17 protein-coding genes are annotated in these 17,909 nt (G+C 42.2%); 9 read left to right on the forward strand and 8 right to left on the reverse strand.

Translation table 11 applies throughout. The annotated features are described in order from the left end of the window. Positions 1-286 precede the first annotated feature (286 nt). The 3 genes from hflK to ATK78_RS21220 all read left to right on the forward strand — a co-directional run bounded on the left by hflK (position 287) and on the right by ATK78_RS21220 (position 2,572). Positions 287-1,285: an FtsH protease activity modulator HflK gene (hflK, locus tag ATK78_RS21210; protein WP_133578138.1), complete on the forward strand. Its 999-nt coding sequence runs from the start codon at positions 287-289 to the stop codon at positions 1,283-1,285. Continuing rightward, the gene (gene hflC, locus ATK78_RS21215; protein WP_133578139.1) at positions 1,285-2,220 is read left to right on the forward strand and encodes a protease modulator HflC; all 936 of its coding nucleotides are present in this window, start codon (positions 1,285-1,287) and stop codon (positions 2,218-2,220) included. The genes hflK and hflC overlap by 1 nt, the downstream gene beginning before the upstream one ends. Positions 2,221-2,299: 79 nt before the next feature. Next, positions 2,300-2,572, forward strand: coding sequence for an isoleucyl-tRNA synthetase (locus tag ATK78_RS21220; RefSeq protein WP_133578140.1), 273 nt, complete (start codon positions 2,300-2,302; stop codon positions 2,570-2,572). 37 nt (positions 2,573-2,609) lie between these two features. Here the strand turns inward: ATK78_RS21220 and ATK78_RS21225 are convergent, their stop codons facing one another. Genes ATK78_RS21225 through ATK78_RS21255 form a run of 7 tightly spaced genes read right to left on the reverse strand, consistent with a single transcriptional unit; the run spans position 2,610 to position 9,374 of the window. After that, entirely contained in the window at positions 2,610-3,968 is a 1,359-nt protein-coding gene (locus ATK78_RS21225) for an alkaline phosphatase family protein (protein WP_133578141.1), read from the reverse strand. A gap of 1 nt (position 3,969) precedes the next feature. Beyond that, the gene (gene eboE / locus ATK78_RS21230) at positions 3,970-5,178 is read right to left on the reverse strand and encodes a metabolite traffic protein EboE (RefSeq protein WP_133578142.1); all 1,209 of its coding nucleotides are present in this window, start codon (positions 5,176-5,178) and stop codon (positions 3,970-3,972) included. After that, entirely contained in the window at positions 5,168-6,379 is a 1,212-nt protein-coding gene (locus ATK78_RS21235; RefSeq protein WP_133578143.1) for a 3-dehydroquinate synthase, read from the reverse strand. Before ATK78_RS21235 ends, eboE begins: the two co-directional genes overlap by 11 nt. A 16-nt stretch (positions 6,380-6,395) precedes the next feature. After that, the gene (eboC, locus tag ATK78_RS21240) at positions 6,396-7,283 is read right to left on the reverse strand and encodes a UbiA-like protein EboC (RefSeq protein ID WP_208112416.1); all 888 of its coding nucleotides are present in this window, start codon (positions 7,281-7,283) and stop codon (positions 6,396-6,398) included. 5 nt (positions 7,284-7,288) lie between these two features. Beyond that, complete coding sequence (locus ATK78_RS21245; protein ID WP_133578144.1) at positions 7,289-8,275, reverse strand: TatD family hydrolase; 987 nt, start codon at positions 8,273-8,275, stop codon at positions 7,289-7,291. 19 nt (positions 8,276-8,294) lie between these two features. Further along, on the reverse strand, positions 8,295-8,996 hold the full coding sequence (locus tag ATK78_RS21250; RefSeq protein WP_133578145.1) for an EboA domain-containing protein: 702 nt from the start codon (positions 8,994-8,996) through the stop codon (positions 8,295-8,297). A gap of 6 nt (positions 8,997-9,002) precedes the next feature. After that, positions 9,003-9,374 (reverse strand): transmembrane 220 family protein, encoded by a 372-nt coding sequence (locus tag ATK78_RS21255; RefSeq protein WP_133578146.1) that lies wholly within the window; start codon positions 9,372-9,374, stop codon positions 9,003-9,005. 198 nt (positions 9,375-9,572) lie between these two features. Between ATK78_RS21255 and ATK78_RS21260 the strand changes: the two genes are divergently transcribed. The 5 genes from ATK78_RS21260 to ATK78_RS21280 all read left to right on the forward strand — a co-directional run bounded on the left by ATK78_RS21260 (position 9,573) and on the right by ATK78_RS21280 (position 13,904). Then, on the forward strand, positions 9,573-11,048 hold the full coding sequence (locus ATK78_RS21260) for a PQQ-dependent sugar dehydrogenase (protein ID WP_133578147.1): 1,476 nt from the start codon (positions 9,573-9,575) through the stop codon (positions 11,046-11,048). A 129-nt stretch (positions 11,049-11,177) separates the two neighbouring features. Further along, the gene (locus ATK78_RS21265) at positions 11,178-12,521 is read left to right on the forward strand and encodes a PAS domain S-box protein (protein ID WP_133578148.1); all 1,344 of its coding nucleotides are present in this window, start codon (positions 11,178-11,180) and stop codon (positions 12,519-12,521) included. Between the two features lie 74 nt (positions 12,522-12,595). Next, positions 12,596-12,826, forward strand: coding sequence for a hypothetical protein (locus ATK78_RS21270; RefSeq protein ID WP_133578149.1), 231 nt, complete (start codon positions 12,596-12,598; stop codon positions 12,824-12,826). 52 nt (positions 12,827-12,878) lie between these two features. Further along, entirely contained in the window at positions 12,879-13,535 is a 657-nt protein-coding gene (locus ATK78_RS21275) for a PAS domain-containing protein (protein ID WP_133578150.1), read from the forward strand. Positions 13,536-13,640: 105 nt separating this feature from the next. Then, the gene (locus tag ATK78_RS21280) at positions 13,641-13,904 is read left to right on the forward strand and encodes a CBU_0592 family membrane protein (RefSeq protein WP_133578151.1); all 264 of its coding nucleotides are present in this window, start codon (positions 13,641-13,643) and stop codon (positions 13,902-13,904) included. Here the strand turns inward: ATK78_RS21280 and ATK78_RS21285 are convergent. Further along, the gene (locus ATK78_RS21285) at positions 13,872-14,498 is read right to left on the reverse strand and encodes a TetR family transcriptional regulator (RefSeq protein ID WP_133578152.1); all 627 of its coding nucleotides are present in this window, start codon (positions 14,496-14,498) and stop codon (positions 13,872-13,874) included. The genes ATK78_RS21280 and ATK78_RS21285 overlap by 33 nt on opposite strands. Positions 14,499-14,682: 184 nt before the next feature. Between ATK78_RS21285 and ATK78_RS21290 the strand changes: the two genes are divergently transcribed. Continuing rightward, positions 14,683-17,892, forward strand: coding sequence for a SusC/RagA family TonB-linked outer membrane protein (locus tag ATK78_RS21290; RefSeq protein ID WP_133578153.1), 3,210 nt, complete (start codon positions 14,683-14,685; stop codon positions 17,890-17,892). Positions 17,893-17,909: the final 17 nt, after the last annotated feature.

Genomic DNA, 17,909 nt, shown 5'->3' on the forward strand with positions numbered 1-17,909 from the left:
TGTGAGTTCGTTTCTTAAAGAATAATAACTCGCATGCATTTGCGTATTATGTTACGAGGCGGATTGATAAGCAGTCATTTTATCGATGCAGTAACAAACATGACATTGTACATTACTTCGTATTGTGGGCAGGATAAGCTAATGAACCTTCATTTTGCGGATTACGCTATACAAATGCAGAAAATCCGTGTTTTAACGTGTAATTTCTACTTAACGGGTTGGTTTTTAACTGTAAAATCATTATATTACTAAATTCAGTAATTAATATGCACGATAACCAATTTTTATGAACGGAAATTTTACAGATCAATTTAGAGAATCATCAATTTGGAGTAAGATCAGGGAAAACCTGAAAACGATACTCCTCGCACTCGCGGGTTTTATTATTTTATGGAATTCCTTTTTTCAGATCAGCACTGAAGAGGTAGGTGTCATTACCCGGCTTGGCAAATACACCCGCACCGTTGAACCGGGATTAAATTTAAAGGTCCCTTTTGGCGAAAAGCTGTATAAAGTACCTGTAGAACGGCAGCAGAAACTGGAGTTTGGTTTCAGAAGCACATCGGAGGGTGGTTCGCAGTCGGAATTCAGTAAAGATGGTACCAATGACGAGTCTTTGATGCTTACAGGAGATTTAAACCTCGCTGATGTGGAGTGGGTGGTTCAGTACCGCATCAATAATGCCTATAACTATTTATTTAAGGTCCGTGATCCCGAGAGTACGCTGCGGAACATTTCTGAAGCCGCCACACGCCAGATTGTGGGTGACCGTACCGTTAACGAGGTGCTTACGATTGGCCGTACAGAAATTACCATAAAACTTCAGGGCCTGATCCAGGAGATCTGCAATGAATATACCATGGGCATCAAGATTGAGCAGGTGGTACTTCAGGATGTGAATCCGCCAGACCCGGTAAAGGCGGCATTCAATGCCGTGAATGAGGCACAGCAGGAAAAAGAGACCCTGATTAACCAGGCCAAGTCAGAATACAACAAGGTGATTCCAAAAGCCAGCGGCGAGGCCAAGGCCACCATTCAGAAAGCAGAAGGATATGCCATTGAGCGGATCAATAATGCGCAGGGCGAGGCTACCCGTTTTAATGACTTATATACGCAATACATTAAGGCACCGGAAGTAACCAAGAAAAGGATCTATTTAGAGAACATGGCTACCATTTTATCTAAGCTGGGCAATGTGATCATTACCGATCAAAACGGGGCAAATGTATTGCCGCTGCTCCAAATGCAATTGAATAAGGAAACCGTTAAGGCCGATAAGAAATAATGAGAAAAGAGATATTTATAGCCATTGCGGCCTTTTTTATAGTACTGTGTCTGATGCTGAGCACTTTCACGGTCAAAGAACATGAACAAGTGGTACTTACCCAGTTTGGCAAGCCGGTAGGCAGCGCAATCACCACACCGGGCATTAACTTTAAGCTACCCTTTGTGCAAACGGCAAACGTTTTTGAGAAACGTTTTATGGAATGGAACGGCGACCCGAACCAGGTGCCTACCAAAGACAAGAAATTTATTTTTGTAGATACCTATGCCCGCTGGCAGATTACAGATCCGCTGCAGTTCTTTAAACGCCTGACCAATGAGCGTGGTGCCCAGTCGCGGCTTGACGATATTTTAGATGGTGAGACCAGGAATGTGGTTGCCAAAAATAACATTGAAGAACTGGTGCGCAGCAGTAACCGCAAGCCCGAGCTGGATTCTATCGGAGAGGTATTGGGAGATTCTTTGGCCATTGTATTTGTGGGCCGTGATAAGATGCAGAATATGATCCTCGAATCTGCCAATAAACAAGCCAAGGAACTGGGCATCAAAATTCTTGATTTCCGTTTTAAACGGATCAACTATGTGCAGGAAGTCCAGACCCAGGTTTATGAAAGGATGAAAAGCGAGCGGTTTAGGATTGCAGATAAGTTCCGGTCAGAAGGCCAGGGCGAAGCCTCGAGGATCAATGGAGAGAAAGACAGGGAATTAAAGAACATCCAGTCGGCGGCGTTTAAAAAGGCCGAAGAGATCAAAGGTAAGGCAGATGCCAATGCAGCTTCTGTTTACACGGCTGTCTATAACCAGTCGGCACAGTCTAAAAGCTTATACGGGTTTCTTAAATCTATGGAAACGCTCGACAAGACATTTAGTGAGAAAACATCTGTGGTATTGTCAACCAACAGCGAACTTTATAGGTATCTGAAAAAGGCAGAGTAATTTTTGTACACTGGCAGGAGGCTGCAGATTGGTTTGATTTTTGTACCTTTAAAACAAGTCGATCTAACAATCTCCTGTCATGATAAAAATTTTAAAACTACAGAAAGCTGTGATTGCCTTTATACTGGGTGTATTGGCATTGATTGCGTATAAGATAATGATGGCAAACAAGATCGAGTCAAGCAACTATGTGTTGTCTTTATCAGGACTTCTGTTTATGGCCGGAGCGCTCATGTTCATCTACCCCATACTTTTTGCGAAAAAGGTTAAAGAGGGCCAGGTAGAACTGGAGCCGGACAAACAAGAAGATCTGGACACTGAGAAGGTAGCCGAAACGCCTGCTGAGGGTTAGTTCCTTTTAAATGCTGATCTTTTAAAGTCCGTATTTCTTAACCTTTTTCTGTGAGTGAATTCCAGATCAGCTGGTAAACATCAGTAGCCTTAACATTCTTGCTGTTTAAACCTTTATCCGTAATCAACACCGGGTGGTACTCTTTGGGTGTATCGATACTTCCATGAGACCCTTTAATTAAAGTGGCATCCAAGGGGATCACATCCATTACATAGCGAAAACCGGCTTTCTTTCTCAATAATTTATAGGCTGCACGGGGCTTTGACGACATGAACATTTCTACCGGATCGTAACCTGGTTTCTTGTGGATGTCTACACAACGCGCATAATCGGGGGCTTTGGCATCGTCTAACCAGAAATAGTAGGTAAACCAACTTTCCGGTTTTGCAACCAACACAAAATCGCCCGCCCGTTCATGATCCATGCCATGTTCTTTTTTACCCTGATCATCGAGGATTAGCGCAATGCCTGGTATTTTTTCCAAAATGGCCTTTACCTGTGCCGTAACAGCAGCATCATTGATGTAAACATGGGCAATCTGATGGTCGGCTACTACAAATGCTTTAGAGGCTCCCGCATCCAATAACTCCAAACCACGTTCTACACGGATCTGCAGCAGTCCGTTTTCCCTGAATATGCGGTTTAAATGAACAGGTTTGCTTACCGGGGTGATGCCATATTCTGAAAGAATGATCACATTGGCATTCTTGTTTTCATAAAAGGTAACGAGGTCTTTGATCACAGCATCCACCTCCGTCAGTTCTTTGCTGGTATTGCTCAGGTCAGATCCGAATTTTTGAAGGCAATAATCCAGGTGTGGTAAATAGATGAGGGTTAATGTAGGGTCATGCAGATCGTCTGTGAGCATGGCGGCATCGGCAATCCACCGGGTAGATTTGATGTTGGCCCCTGGTCCCCAGAATTGAAACAATGGAAACTCTCCGAGTTTATCCTTCAGCACATCACGCAGTTCAGCAGGCTGGGAATAAAAATCGGGAAGTTTACGGCCATCTGCCAGATAATTTGGGCGTGGCGTGGCCGAGTAGTCTGCATTGGAGTACATATTGTACCACCAGAACATGTTGGAGCAGGTAAAATCAGGGTTCTCCTTTTTTGCACGGTCCCAGATCTTGTCAGACAGCACCAGTTTATTGGACTGCTTCCAGAATTTGATCTCTGCATCCATTTCATCGTACCATCCATTTCCAACAATGCCATGTTCTGAAGGCAATTTTCCGGTTAGATAGGTAGACTGTACTGCCGTAGTTACAGCGGGTAACATGGGCGCAATACTGGCCAGGTTTTTATCTTTACTGTACTTTTCAAGAAAAGGAGTATGTTTGCCAATCAGGTTTGCCGATAATCCAACAACATCAATAACTACGGTTTTCTTCATGTTATGCTAATTTATTGATCACCCAGTTCAGCTCATTGCTTATGGATTGGGTAATGGGTAATTTTAATTGTTCGGGCAGAACTTCCCAGGTATAGGTTTCAACCTCCATATGGCTGGTAAAAGGGTTGCTTTTCTGCAAATCCAGTACTTCAGAAATATCATCCTGTGTGGATGATAAAAGGCCAATTTCTTTAATGGAGATCGGAACATGGAAATGGGCCCTCCACTGTTTTGCATCTGGATTGTTAAAGTCATCAAGTGCTTGAGGAAGATCGGGATAACGCAGCAGTTCACCGTTTTTTTTAAGGGCGACTACCTGATGCAGGTAAGTAGGCTCATTAAAGGTTTTAAAGGTCTCTTTAATGGTTTCCATTTCATCAGCTGGCCTGTTTAAGTTTGCCTTTAAGGCTGCACTGATCTGGATCTTGCCCACCTGAATGTGCTTTTCTTTAAGTTCGGCCAGTACAGCGGCATGATTTTCATAACCAATTGCAAAATGACAAACGTCATAACACAAACAAAGGTGCTTTTTGATCGATGCTTCAGCTTGTTCTGCCGGCATGCCAAAAGTTTTTTCAAACTCCGGGATCGCCAATACCAGCAGGTCGTTTTCAAACCAGTCTATAAATTCGCGGCCAGTTTCCAAAATGCCGTCCGGTTCTGGTTCTACATCCAGGTGAAGTACTTTGCCTGTTTCCTGGTATACCGATGCCAGCTCAAGAATTACCTCAATCATATTCCTTGTGGCAGTTTCTTTGGCCTGCTTTAATGTTTCTGTAGTTTTAAACCAATGCCGGTAACTCAGCGGAGAGGTAGAAATACCACCGTCCATACCTTCTGGTAAAATGGATAACAGGATCTTAAACAACCTTAACGTATATTCTTTACGATCGTTGGTCGTCCAGTCTGGTGTGTGTACATCTTCCTTAACCACGGTATGGTGAAATTCTCCATAGGGGAAACCATTCATGGTAAACACATAGGCGTCGTTTTCAGTAAGCCATTGTTTAAACTTTGCAAACGGTTCTGCATGCATAAGTTCCAGGCTTGCTTCATTAGAAAGCCTTAGGCCCAGACCAAAAGACTGATCTGCTGAAACTGATCTCTTGATTACCGGGAAGTTTAGCTTCAGGGCCTCAAAATCTTCAGACCAGTTTTTACCGGCATGAATATTTGTACAATAGGTTAAATGTCCGGTGTTAACTTTCATTTGTAAAATTGGTCACATAAGTACTCGCATCGATCAATAGCTGATGATCCATTTCATTTACTTCTTTACCGGTACCCAGATCAGTAAGCAGGGTAATGGTTAATCGCCCTCCAAGGTGTTCCTGGAATTCGGCAAGGCCTTTTAAGATGGGTGATTCCATATCCCTGATCTGGATAAAGGGGTTCGAGATATCAAAGGCAAGAACAAGCAATACCTTTAAAATGCGGTGTAATTTCTCTTCGGTCAGCATTCCTTTTAGAAAGGAGTAGGTGCTGTCCAGCGCAATTCCCATCGCTACTGCTTCACCATGCAATACGCTGAAATTACTTAGCTGTTCTAATTTATGTGCGCTCCAGTGACCAAAATCTAAAGGTCTGGCAGATCCTGTTTCAAAGGGATCATCACCAGCAATATGGTTTAGGTGAAGCTGTGCACAACGCTTAATCAGGTAGTTCATAGTATCCAGATCTCTGGAAACCAGTTTTGCTGCATGTTCTTCTATCCAGTAAAAGAATTCAGGATCTTTGATCAGTGCAACTTTTATCGCTTCAGAAATTCCGGAACGGTAATCCCTGTCAGATAAGGTGGCCAGGAAATTGTCGTCATTGAATACGGCAACGGGCGGTGCAAAAGTACCCAGAAAGTTCTTTTTACCCTGGTAATTGATTCCGTTCTTAACGCCGATACCGGAGTCATTCTGAGAAAGTACGGTGGTCGGGATCCGGATGTGTTTAATGCCCCGGTGAGAAACCGCAGCAGCATATCCTACAAGATCTAATACGGCACCGCCACCAATGGCAGCGATGTAAGAGTGCCTGTCAATTTTATGCACATTCACCGCATCAACCAGCTGGTCAAATAATTTAGTATCATTTTTAGCGGCTTCGCCACCCGGTATGATCAAAATCTCGCTGATCAGCTGGGTTTCATTGTGCTGCTTAAAATAAGTTCTGATCTCATTTTCCAGGTTGGGATGAGTCGCCGCAACACCATCATCAATGACGAAGCATATTTTGCGCAAGGGTTCAGAAGAATACACCTGGTGTGGTATTCCAGAAGTTCCGGGTTCCTGATGCTGCGGAGATTCCAGACGTTCTCTGAAAAAGGTTGACAGTGTTGTATTATTGGGATCGAAAAGTGAGGTGGTAAAGAATATTTTATATTCAAATTTTACACTGAACGACTGTTCTAAATAACTCATAATTGAAATTTCCTGGTTAAGTAACGGCAAAGGCCTTACTTAGCCCTAATGATAATGGTAATAAAATAACAATAATTATGGCCAGCTGCCAGGCGCCAAAAGAAGCTGCCCAGGCTGCGTTTAACAAGATCAACGCAATTACCCCGGCCTTTACGGCTTTACCAATATTCCGTCCTTCCGGATTTTGTATGGCCTTAAATAAAGGCATAAAGATCATAACGGAAAAGGGTACTAAAAAGGCAATGGTTAATGGCAGTTGAGTGTTGATTGCCGCAAAGGCGATTACACTGCCAATAACAAGGAGATAGAGTAAGGCTGCAAAGTAAAGCGTTTTTTTACTTCCGCCATGTACTTCCCCGCGACTGATCATCGTAATTGCCGCAATATATACAATTGGTATCATGGCCAGGTACCACCAAACTTGTACAAATTCTGGAATGATGCTCACGCCGAGCAAAAGGTTTAATCCCCTGCATAACCCCATGTTTAAAGGCCCAAATATGGCACTATGCTTTAAGAAACGGTTGTAGATCAGACAGGCAATCATGATGGCCACGGCAACATGCTGTGAGATCGGATTATAGATTGCTGCGGCAACAACGCCGATAAAGAAAAATACGGCACCAAAAATGGATGCTTCCCGTTTAGAGATCAGTCCGCTGGGAATGGCGCGTTCCGGGCGTTCTTTCTTATCCAGTTCGGCATCAAAAACATCATTAAAGATAATGCCGCCACTGTAAAGACCAATCGTGGAGATGCAGAGCAGAATGATTGGCAGCAACTGCAAGTTGCCGCTGTGCATCAATACGTAGCCTGAAATTGCGATACCCGCAAGCACATCGGCTACAGAGGTAACCACATTTGCCGGGCGCATTAACTGAATATAACCTATAAATTTTTTCAATGTATTTAAGAGATTATGATCGAGTTCTTATCCACTCTTGGCTGTTGTCCGCCGCGAAGGATAGAATTGCTTTCAAATTTCTGGCTTTGGTCAACGTTCTTAACAGACATAAAATCGTTCACGTCAATCTGTCCGCTCTGACCAAATGCGGTAATGGCATTGCCATAAGTAACCAGTTCAATATCTTTCATGCTAATTCCGGATTGCTTCATCAGGTAAGCTGTTTTAGGAACTGCAAGCGGATCACTGATTCCCCAATCGGCTGCAGAGTTGATCATGATCCGTTCAGAACCATATTGTTTAACAACTTCAACCATCCGCTCATTACCCATTTTGGTAAAAGGATAAATGGTAAATGCTGCCCAGAAACCTCTGTCAAGTACTTCCTTCACCGTTTCCTCATTGTTATGGTCTATGATTACGGAATAGGGCGAGAGGCCGTGTTCTATGGCAATATCCATGCTGCGCTGTGTTCCTTTTTTCTTATCGCGGTGCGGGGTATGGACCTGAACAGGTAAGGCTGCTTCTTTGGCCAGTTCTAATTGCAGGCGGTAGTATTTATCTTCTGCAGCGGTCTGGTCGTCAAAACCGATCTCACCAATACCAACAACACCTTCTTTAAACATAAAATGCGGAAGGATCTCCATTACCTGTTCGGCAAGTTTTTCATTGTTTGCCTCGCGGGAGTTTAATCCGATGGTACAGTAGTGCTTAATCCCAAACTGTGATGATCTGAATCTTTCCCAACCAATCAGGGTGCTGTAATAATCTGTAAAGCTATCAGCACCGGTGCGTGGCTGACCAAGCCAAAAGGAAGGCTCAATTAAGGCTACAATGCCTGCATCGGCCATTGCCTGGTAATCATCCGTAGTACGGGATGTCATGTGTACATGCGGATCGAAGAACTTCATCCCACTAATCTCATTCAGATCAAGGGTTGTTTGGATCTTTTCTCCTTCATTTCTTTCCTTGAAATTTTCATTACAGCACATAATTCAACGCGTTATATTTTTAATTGGTTAGTTCTATTAATTTATAAATTTCAGGATGCACAGACCGTTGTGCCGCTAAGCGTTCCTGAACATAATCTTGCAGTGTAGCCGTTAGTGCAGCATTGGCCCTTTCTTTGAAACCTATAATTTTATTAACGTCTTTTTCAGTAAAAAATGCTTTTAATACCAATTGGTTCCAGGATGGCTGCGGCAGGTAAGCTGCAGGGTACGGATTGTGGTACATGATGGCTTCCAATACGGTTCCGATATTGCTGCGGATGCCGTCTTCACAACGTGCAATCCACTCCTGCGGATAGCTTAAAAGCGGCAATGCCGAATATAATGCAACTTGCTCATTCATTTCAGCAGCCGCAAAAAGACCATTGATCTTTTTAAGATAATTTACAGGGTCAGTATCAGGCACCTGCATCAGTATCCATACCCGGCATAGTTTGTCGGTAGTCCAGCCGGTAATAGAAAAACCAGGCAACAACTGATCGATCTGTTCGTTTTCAGCGGTTTCAACCGATACCGGTTTCTTTGCTGCAAGCCTGGGCAAGTGTGCAAATGTAAGACTTAGCTGCATGGAACCTTCTTCGGCTTTAACCAGTCCGGCTTTAGTTTCAAGCCAGGCGAACGCTTCAGGTGTCAGGTTTCGTTGAATGATCTGTAAAAAAAGACCACGTAAGCTTTCTATTTCTTTGGTGTCTGTTAAGGTCATGGTCTTCTAGTTAACCGCAATAAAATAGTTCATGGCCAGGGCGGCACTGATGATCAACAGACCAAAAAACTCCCTTGTTTTCTCTATATAAGGCTTTGTAGCCTGCATGCTTTCTACAATACTGGGCCTTTTATATTTGAAGATCCAGTCTCGTACGCCATCTTTACCAAAAAACAGAATAACCGCATAAACCAGGTAAAACGCAATTGCTCCCAGGTACACATTCGGATAGTAATAATTAAATGCGGCAAGACCACAGCCAATGGCAGCAACCATATAAATTGGTACCCATAACCACGGATCTATGTCGTTTAGGTTTACATAAGCAAACAGGATGAATGCAATGCAAAAAAATGCGTTTAAGATGCTTAATAGCATGTCAATAAGGTTTAAATGTGTGTGTTAATTTTATTTGTACAAAGAAACAGATAATTAACCCGATTTAGCAATAGCCTAATGTAAAAATACGATGTACAAAAGCAGTGTATAACAATACTATGACAAAGTATTTAATCTGGTATGGAATAGCACAATTTGGTGTGAAAGTTGTATTTTCAGGATAGTAAATAAAATCTCATGATTAAAAAATCAGGTGCCCTTGTAATCGTCGTTTCAATCGTTGCTGTTTGTTTAAGTTTTGAAAATGCAACGCACATTGTTCCTTCTAAAAAGACGGCTGGCCATTCTAAAAACTCAGCAGAAAACACCACACTTTTGGCAGATGCAGCGGTTAATTATAAAAATTACTGTGCAGGTTGCCATGGTGAAAAGATGGATATGTTTGTAGACCGTAACTGGAAACACGGCAATAAGAAGGAAGATCTTTTTAAGACCATTAAGTTTGGGGTCGCGAATGATGGTATGCCTTCATTTGGAGAGAGCCTGAGTGATGCCGCGGTAAATGCACTTGCAGATTATATCTTAACCGGAATAAAAAATGTAGCTAAGTATACAGCGAAAGAGAGACCAACATCAGACGTGTTTAAAACACAGGCCATGACCATTAAACTGGAAATGGTAGCCAAAGGTTTCAACGTGCCCTGGGGTATTGCCTTTTTGCCAGGCGGCGAGATGCTGGTTACGGATCGGGGCGGTAAATTTTACCTGGTAAAAAAAGACCAGAGTTTGGTTGAGGTCAGCGGTGCGCCACAAGTGCTGGCTAAAGGGCAGGGAGGCTTGATGGATGTGGCACTTGATCCTGACTTTGCCACCAATAGATACATCTACCTTTCCTATTCTAAATTTAAGGAAGGAGGGGGAGCGGTGCTGGCTACTACCGCCATTATGAAAGCCAAATTTGAAGGGAACCAGCTTACCGAACAGAAAGATATTTTTGTTGCTGAACCTTATCAGCCAACACAGCATCATTACGGCTCAAGAATGCAGTTTGGCAAAGATGGTTACTTGTACTTTTCTGTTGGCGAACGGGGTAATGAGAGGGTGAACCCGCAAGAGATTAAAGGAAACGATCTCGGTAAGATCCACCGGATTAAGCGCGATGGAAGCATTCCGGCTGATAATCCTTTTGTGAAAACAGCAGGAGCTGAAGCATCTATTTATTCTTACGGCCACCGTAATCCGCAGGGACTAACAATGAATCCTGAAACGGGTAAGATCTGGGAAAATGAGCATGGTCCAAGAGGCGGCGATGAGATCAACATTGTTGAGCCCGGTAAAAACTACGGCTGGCCGGTTATTACCTATGGTATAAATTACAATGGAAAGCCAATGAGTAACCTTACTGCAAAGGCAGGTATGGAGCAGCCGGTCCATTACTGGATCCCGTCTATTGGGCCTAGCGGACTGGCCTTTGTAACGGGAACTAAATATAAAGGATGGGAAGGTAATTTACTTTCTGGTTCTTTACGGTTTGAGTTTCTTCAAAGAACAGTGCTAAAAGCAAGTAAGGTTGTTAAAGAAGAGCTGATGTTTAAAAATATAGGCCGGGTAAGGGATGTAAGAATGGCACCTGATGGCTTCATTTACATGGCTGTAGAATCTCCTGGAAGAATTTATAAGCTGGTTCCCATTACTGAAAATATGCGAAATTAGAATGTTACATCAATTTTTTTATCAATTCAAAACTATTTAGTATCATTACTTTCTCATAGGGAGAATTTACTTTTGCCGTTTATAGAGCTGAGATTATGATGATTATTGCGCACGCGTTAAGGGCTTTAAATGGCTAAGATTGATTACTATAATTTATTTGAGCTCTCACCATTGCCCATGTGGGTTTTTGATGTGGGTACCCTTCAGTTTCTTTCCGTTAACCTTGCAGCCATCAGGCAGTATGGCTTTAACATGGGAGAATTCTTATCCATGACCATAAATGACATCAGGCCTTCTGAAGATGCGGCCTTAATTGAGGCAATTGTTGAGAAAAATGCGATTAACGGCGGCCTTCATAAAGATACTTATACGCATATTAAAAAAAGTGGTGAATACATTACGGTAAACATAGAAAGCAGTCCTGTTGATTTTGAAGGCCGTAATGCCCGGCTGGTCATTGCCATAGATATTACCGAGCAAATTCAGAATGAGGTTCAGATCAGGGACAGCATAGAACGGTACAATATTGTTTCAAAGGCAACAAGTGATACCATTTGGGATATGTCCCTAACTGCCAATACCATTGTCTGGAACAAAGGGATCAGGGGCATTTTTAAACATAAAAAGGTAGACACTACAACAAGTATCGCATGGTGGGAAGATCACATCCATCCGGAGGACAGGGAACGGGTATTGTCAAAAATGGCCCATCACATTAAAGACCATATTTCCAGATGGAGCGATGAATACCGCTTTGTTTGTGGAGATGGTACTTATAAACATGTGTTTGACCGCGGTTTTCTCATGTTTGATTCCAATGGTAAACCCTACCGGATGATTGGCGCAATGGAGGACATTACCAAGCGTAAAGACGAAGAACATTGGTCAAAATTACTGGAGTCTGTGGTAATTAATACCAGCGACGGCGTATTGATCATCAATTCAGACCGTGATCCCGGACCATTCATCATCTATGTAAATGATGCTTTCATTAAAATGAGCGGTTTTTCTGAAGCCGAGTTGCTTGGCTCAGAAACGAATGTCTTTTTTGGTGGCGATACCAGCCAAATAGGCCTTCAGCAAATGAACTATGCCGTTCAAAATGGACTTGCATGTAATATAGATCTTATAAATTATACAAAATCAGGCCATGAATACCATGTCAATATAGATCTTTCCCCGGTAACTGACAGTACCGGCATGATCAGCCATTGGGTATCGATACACCGGGATATCACAGAGAACAAAAAGTATATCAAGGCCATAGAAGAACAGAATAAAACACTCAAAGAAATTGGCTGGATGCAGTCACATACCGTAAGGGCACCGCTTACAAGAATCATGGCACTGGTAGATTTGCTTCAGAATCAGGCTGAAGGTGATGATTCACAAGAACTGTTAACCTATTTGTCAAGTTCTGCAAAAGAACTGGATGGCATTATCATAGACATCGCTAAAAATACCAGTATCTAGTATCCTCAACGGGCTGATAAACAATCTCGCAGCAGCGTTGTTGTTATTAAATCAGCACGATTAGCAGCATACATATGGAACAGTTTAGAATCGAAGTAGCCAGTGAAGGCCAGGGCTATTTTTTTAATGTGAAGCCAATTGGTGGTCACCGTTACGAAATTTATAAAGAAGAAGATAAAATTGGAACCATACAGCTGGATGGTCAGGATCATGAGCATTGTACAACGATTGATTGCAAGGTTGATCTTCCCTTATTAAATGCAATACGGGAAGGGATCCTGACACATGAAAGCAGTCCATTGTAGATCAGTTGTTACATTTGATTTGGTCAAATTTTGTTACCTTTAGTAAAGAGATATGGAAAATTACCTGAATTTATTTCATAATGCCCCAATTGCAACTTCTATTTTGAAGGCTGAAGGTTTCAACGTAGAAATGGCCAATCCCGAGATGTTAAATTTGTGGAGACGGGATAAAACGGCCATCGGATTAAATTTGTTGGAAGTAATGCCCGAGATAGTTGGTCAGCCTTATGTAGAACTGATCCGAAGCGTGTTTAAAACCGGGCAGCCCCATACAGAAACTGGTGCAAAGGTTTTGCTTAATAGTAATGGTAAGATGGAAACCATATTTATGGACTACAGTTATACGCCTATTTTTGGCAAAATGCAGCGGCCTACCGCTCTTTTAATTATGGGTACCGATATTTCTGAAAGAGAGATCAACAAGCAGGCCATTCAGCAGTCAGACCGGAACCTGCGAAATTTGATCATGTCCTCTCCGGTACCCATGTGTGTATTTAGGGGAGAAAATCTAAGAATAGATGCCGTAAATGACAGCATGATGGAATTGTGGCTTAGCCAGAGGATGTTGAGAATAAAAGAGGTACGTCATGTTTTAAATACCGGAGTTACCTACAAAGCACAGATTGATAAGATTGACTATACCTTTGCCCCAATAAGAGATGGACTTGGAAAGGTGTCTGGTATTGTGGTAACAGGAAGCAAGGCCTGATTAATGGAATAATAATTTCATGTTAAATCATGGATAAGTAAACCAGCCATAGCATATTCAACTGATTAAAAGGGTATTTTTACAACCAATATATCCACATCGCATATGCAGCAAATTATCATAACAAGTATCGGATGGCTTGGCGTAGCCCTATGCACCCTGGGCTACTTACTGTTAACCATGAGAAAGATCGATGCAGAATCTTTAAGCTTTCAGCTGCTCAACATTATTGGCGGTCTTTGCCTGGTTGCTACTGCAGTTGATAGTAACGACATTCCAAATGCGGCTGCAAATATACTATGGATGTTTATTGGTGTGTATGCAGTTGCACGTCAATCAAGAACCCGCAATGCCGGTGGTAAGCGCTAATGCTTTAATGCCCAAAATCTGATAAGCCTGGTCTTTATAAAAATCCAACCGCTCTCCATATGCTTTATTGTCACTTTCCAGGGATAAATAAAAATAAGCACCATCTACCAGCACAAAGATAAAGTCGGCAGTAGTTTGCGGATCTTTAACCTCAGTTATGTGCTTCACATTACATTGTTCAATCATGGAAGCCAGCGCAAGGCGAAGAGAATCCAGTATGGCCTTATATTTTACTTTGATCTTTTTTTCCCGAAAGGCCAATGCATAGAACGTATAAAAAAGACCATCGTCAAAAAGCAGGTTCCACTTTTTAGAGAAAAGCATCTCAACTGTTTTCTGAAGATCGGAGAGGGTAACCCCATCCTTATTTTTTATGGTATAGATCAGCAGGTACCGCTCCAGTATATAGTCAATCAGCGCATAGGTTAAGTCTTCTCTAGTCTCAAAGTAATGAATAATTAAACTGGGGTTAATATCCATAACCTTCGCGATTTTAGCGATTGATGTATTTTCGTAACCTTCTTTTTTAGCAACCTTATAAAATACTTTAACGATCTCTTGCTGCCTTACTTCTTTTAGACTTTTTCTGCCCATTGTTAAATTCTGAGGCGCCAAACTACTCAAAAAAAATCAATTTGCAATTCTGAATTATCAGAATAGATTGAATGTACGTTCAATTAATCTTTTAATTTGATCTTAACTTGGTGTTAATATTATAAGGAGACTTTAGCCCCGTCAAAAAGTATTTCTAAATCAAATTTTAATATTAACAATCATTATGAAAAAAAAGCTACTCTTATGGATGTTCTGTATGGTACTGCTCAGCACCGGCAGCATCGCGCAAACCGTTACCGTAACCGGTAAGGTGCTGGATGCTGAAACCAATGGGCCGGTACCATCTGTAACCATCAACGTAAAGGGCACTACGTTTCGCACCGCTACCGATGCAAATGGTACCTATACATTTACCAACATCAGTTCAAAAGCAATCCTGGTATTTTCCTATATCGGTTACAAGCAGGAAGAAGTTGCTGTTGATGGAAAAACAGTGGTCAATGTAAGCCTGGCTTCTGACTATGGAAAACTGGACGAGGTTGTTGTGGTTGGTTTTGGAACCAAGAAAAAGATCAACATTGCGGGTGCAATTGACCAGATCTCAGGTGATCAGCTCAAATCAAGACCAATTGCCAATGTGCTGCAGGGATTACAGGGAATTAGCCCCGGATTAAACATCACCTATGGTGGCGGACAGCCTGGAGCTGTACCTACAATTAACATCAGGGGGTATACTTCAATTAACGGAGGATCGCCGCTTGTGGTTATTGATGGAATTCCAGCAACAAGTACGGATGATATGCTGCGGTTAAACCCGTCAGATATTTCTTCGTTCACGGTATTGAGAGACGCGGCATCTGCAGCGATCTATGGTGCAAGAGCTGCATTTGGTGTAATTTTAATCACTACCAAACAAGGAACGGCAGGTACACAGACCATCACTTACAATACATTTACCTCTTTTGGCAAGCCAACGGTATTGCCTAAGCCGGTTACCGATCCTTACATCTATTCAAGGGTATTGGAAACCTCTACAGACAATACCCCATGGGATTATGTAAATTATTCAGATGAGCATTATCGCTGGGCAAAAGAAAGATCTGAAAATCCTTCTATTGCTGATACACGAATAGACCCTACAGATCCAACCAAATGGGCATATATGGGAAGTAATGACTGGTATAAATATTTCTTTAATGATGCCAGCCAATCTGTAAGCCATGCCTTATCACTTTCAGGTGGGGTAAATGTAAACAATACACCAGTTACCTATTATCTGTCTGCAGATTATGCAAAAGATAATGGCCTTAATAAATTAACAGATGATTACTGGGATCGCTACGGTCTGCGTTCAAGAGTTGGTTTTAATCCGTTAAGCTGGCTTAGGGTAGATAATAACTTAAATATCTATGAAACCAAAAGAGCCCTGCCAAATACCAGTATTACAGATCTGTATTACCTGCAGCCAACTGATGTTGCTCAAAATCCAGACGGTACATGGGCAAATACAGCTGCCGGAAGGTTAGCAGCAAGACTGGTTGATGGCGGCAATAACAGCCAGAACATGTTTGGTTTCCATAATATAACCAGTGCAACTGCAACTGCTTTAAAAGGTGACCTGACCATTAATGGTGATGCATCATTTAAAAGAGAATTGTGGAAAACACATGTGGATTCTAAAAAGTTCTCTATCGGTTTTGGTCCGAATGATGTGCGTCAGGAAGGCGGAAACGGGTATGTAAGAGAAAATAATGGCTACCTGTACAATAACGCCTATAACTTCTATACCAACTATAAAAAGACACTTGGTGATCACTATTTTGGTGCTACCCTTGGTTATAACCAGGAAGATTATACTTACTCAACCGTAAATGCACAAAGAGATGTTTTGATCTCTTCTTCATTACCTTATTTAAGCTTAACCAGCGGAACTGCAACCGCAAGTGCAGCATACAGTGCGTATGCAACCAAAAGTGTATTCAGCAGGTTAAACTATACCTTTAAAGAGAAGTATATATTAGAAGCAACCGGCAGATATGATGGTTCATCCCGTTTCCCTACTGCTAAAAGATGGGGATTCTTCCCGTCTGCCTCTGCAGCATGGATTGTAAGTTCAGAGCAATTTATGGAGCCCGTATCTAATGTACTTTCTACCTTTAAACTTCGTACTTCTTATGGTGACCTTGGTAACCAGAATGTGGGCGATTTTAACTACCTGCAAACCCTGCCAACCGGATTGTCAAGTTATTTGATCAACGGTGCGCAGCAACAAGTAATTACCAATTCACCACAGTTAACCATTAATCCTCAGAATTATACCTGGGAGCGTGTTTCTACGCTGAATGCAGGTACTGATATCGGGCTATTAAAAGATAAGTTCCTAATCACATTTGATTACTTTATCCGCGATACCAAAGGAATGCTGGTAGCAGGCCAGGAATTGCCAGGTGTATTGGGTACTTCTGTACCAAGACAGAATGCGGCAGACCTAAGAACAAAAGGATGGGAGCTTTCTGTAACCTATCGTGACCGCTTTGATGTGGGCTCTAAACCATTCAATTTTGATGCGAAATTGTTTATCTCAGATTCCCGTTCAAAGATTACCAGCTTTAAAAATGATCAGAACCTGTTTTCAAGCTATCGTGTAGGTCAGGACATCGGAGAGATCTGGGGACTGGAGAACGACGGTGTTTTTAGAAACCAGGCCGAGATCGATGCACTTGATGAATCTGCAATCATACCATGGGGAGCCCTGGAGATTGTGGAAGGATGGCCAAAATATAAAGACCTTGACGGCAATAAGAAAATTGAAAGAGGTTTAAGTGCTAATGATCCAAAAGATCTTAAGATCATTGGAAATAGTTCAGACCGGTATTCTGTAGGTGCTAACCTGAATATGAACTGGGGTGGTTTTGATGTCTCCATGTTCCTTCAGGGTGTATTGAAAAAAGATTTCTACCCACACCACTATTTGTTCTGGGGTCCTTATCAGCAGCCATATGCTAATATCTATCCATGGAACCTTGATTTTTATCGCGGTGCTGCAGATTCTCCGGAACAAATGGCAAAACACTCTGCCTCTTATATTGCAGCAGGACTGGCCAATGCCAACCCGGATTCTGAATACCCGGTACTACAATCATGGCTTGCAGATGCCAATTACGGAACTGGTTTGGACATTCCTCAAACTAAGTACCTGTTAAACGGTGCCTATTTAAGGGTTAAGAATATCGCCGTTGGTTATACCCTGCCAGCAAAATTAACCAAGCGTGTTAACATTAGCCGCTTAAGGATATTCGTTTCCGGAGAGAATCTGTATGAATTCTCATCCATCAAGAAATATGTTGATCCGGAAGCCATTAATCAAAGTACAAGTGCCTGGGCATACCCGTATCAACGGAGATATGCGGTTGGTTTAAATCTTGATTTTTAACATTTAGGGTATCACAA

The sequence above is a fragment of the Pedobacter metabolipauper genome, assembly GCF_004362715.1.
Classification (GTDB): domain Bacteria; phylum Bacteroidota; class Bacteroidia; order Sphingobacteriales; family Sphingobacteriaceae; genus Pedobacter; species Pedobacter metabolipauper.

Bases quoted from the DNA above. Each gene is read 5' to 3' on its own strand.
- ATK78_RS21285 (WP_133578152.1), bottom strand. From the start codon at position 14,498: ATGGGCAGAAAAAGTCTAAAAGAAGTAAGGCAGCAAGAGATCGTTAAA.
- ATK78_RS21235 (WP_133578143.1), bottom strand. From the start codon at position 6,379: ATGAGTTATTTAGAACAGTCGTTCAGTGTAAAATTTGAATATAAAATA.
- ATK78_RS21245 (WP_133578144.1), bottom strand. From the start codon at position 8,275: ATGTGCTGTAATGAAAATTTCAAGGAAAGAAATGAAGGAGAAAAGATC.
- ATK78_RS21255 (WP_133578146.1), bottom strand. From the start codon at position 9,374: ATGCTATTAAGCATCTTAAACGCATTTTTTTGCATTGCATTCATCCTG.
- ATK78_RS21275 (WP_133578150.1), top strand. From the start codon at position 12,879: ATGGAAAATTACCTGAATTTATTTCATAATGCCCCAATTGCAACTTCT.
- hflK (WP_133578138.1), top strand. From the start codon at position 287: ATGAACGGAAATTTTACAGATCAATTTAGAGAATCATCAATTTGGAGT.
- eboE (WP_133578142.1), bottom strand. From the start codon at position 5,178: ATGAAAGTTAACACCGGACATTTAACCTATTGTACAAATATTCATGCC.
- hflC (WP_133578139.1), top strand. From the start codon at position 1,285: ATGAGAAAAGAGATATTTATAGCCATTGCGGCCTTTTTTATAGTACTG.
- ATK78_RS21290 (WP_133578153.1), top strand. From the start codon at position 14,683: ATGAAAAAAAAGCTACTCTTATGGATGTTCTGTATGGTACTGCTCAGC.
- ATK78_RS21265 (WP_133578148.1), top strand. From the start codon at position 11,178: ATGGCTAAGATTGATTACTATAATTTATTTGAGCTCTCACCATTGCCC.
- ATK78_RS21280 (WP_133578151.1), top strand. From the start codon at position 13,641: ATGCAGCAAATTATCATAACAAGTATCGGATGGCTTGGCGTAGCCCTA.
- ATK78_RS21250 (WP_133578145.1), bottom strand. From the start codon at position 8,996: ATGACCTTAACAGACACCAAAGAAATAGAAAGCTTACGTGGTCTTTTT.
- ATK78_RS21260 (WP_133578147.1), top strand. From the start codon at position 9,573: ATGATTAAAAAATCAGGTGCCCTTGTAATCGTCGTTTCAATCGTTGCT.
- ATK78_RS21225 (WP_133578141.1), bottom strand. From the start codon at position 3,968: ATGAAGAAAACCGTAGTTATTGATGTTGTTGGATTATCGGCAAACCTG.
- ATK78_RS21220 (WP_133578140.1), top strand. From the start codon at position 2,300: ATGATAAAAATTTTAAAACTACAGAAAGCTGTGATTGCCTTTATACTG.
- ATK78_RS21270 (WP_133578149.1), top strand. From the start codon at position 12,596: ATGGAACAGTTTAGAATCGAAGTAGCCAGTGAAGGCCAGGGCTATTTT.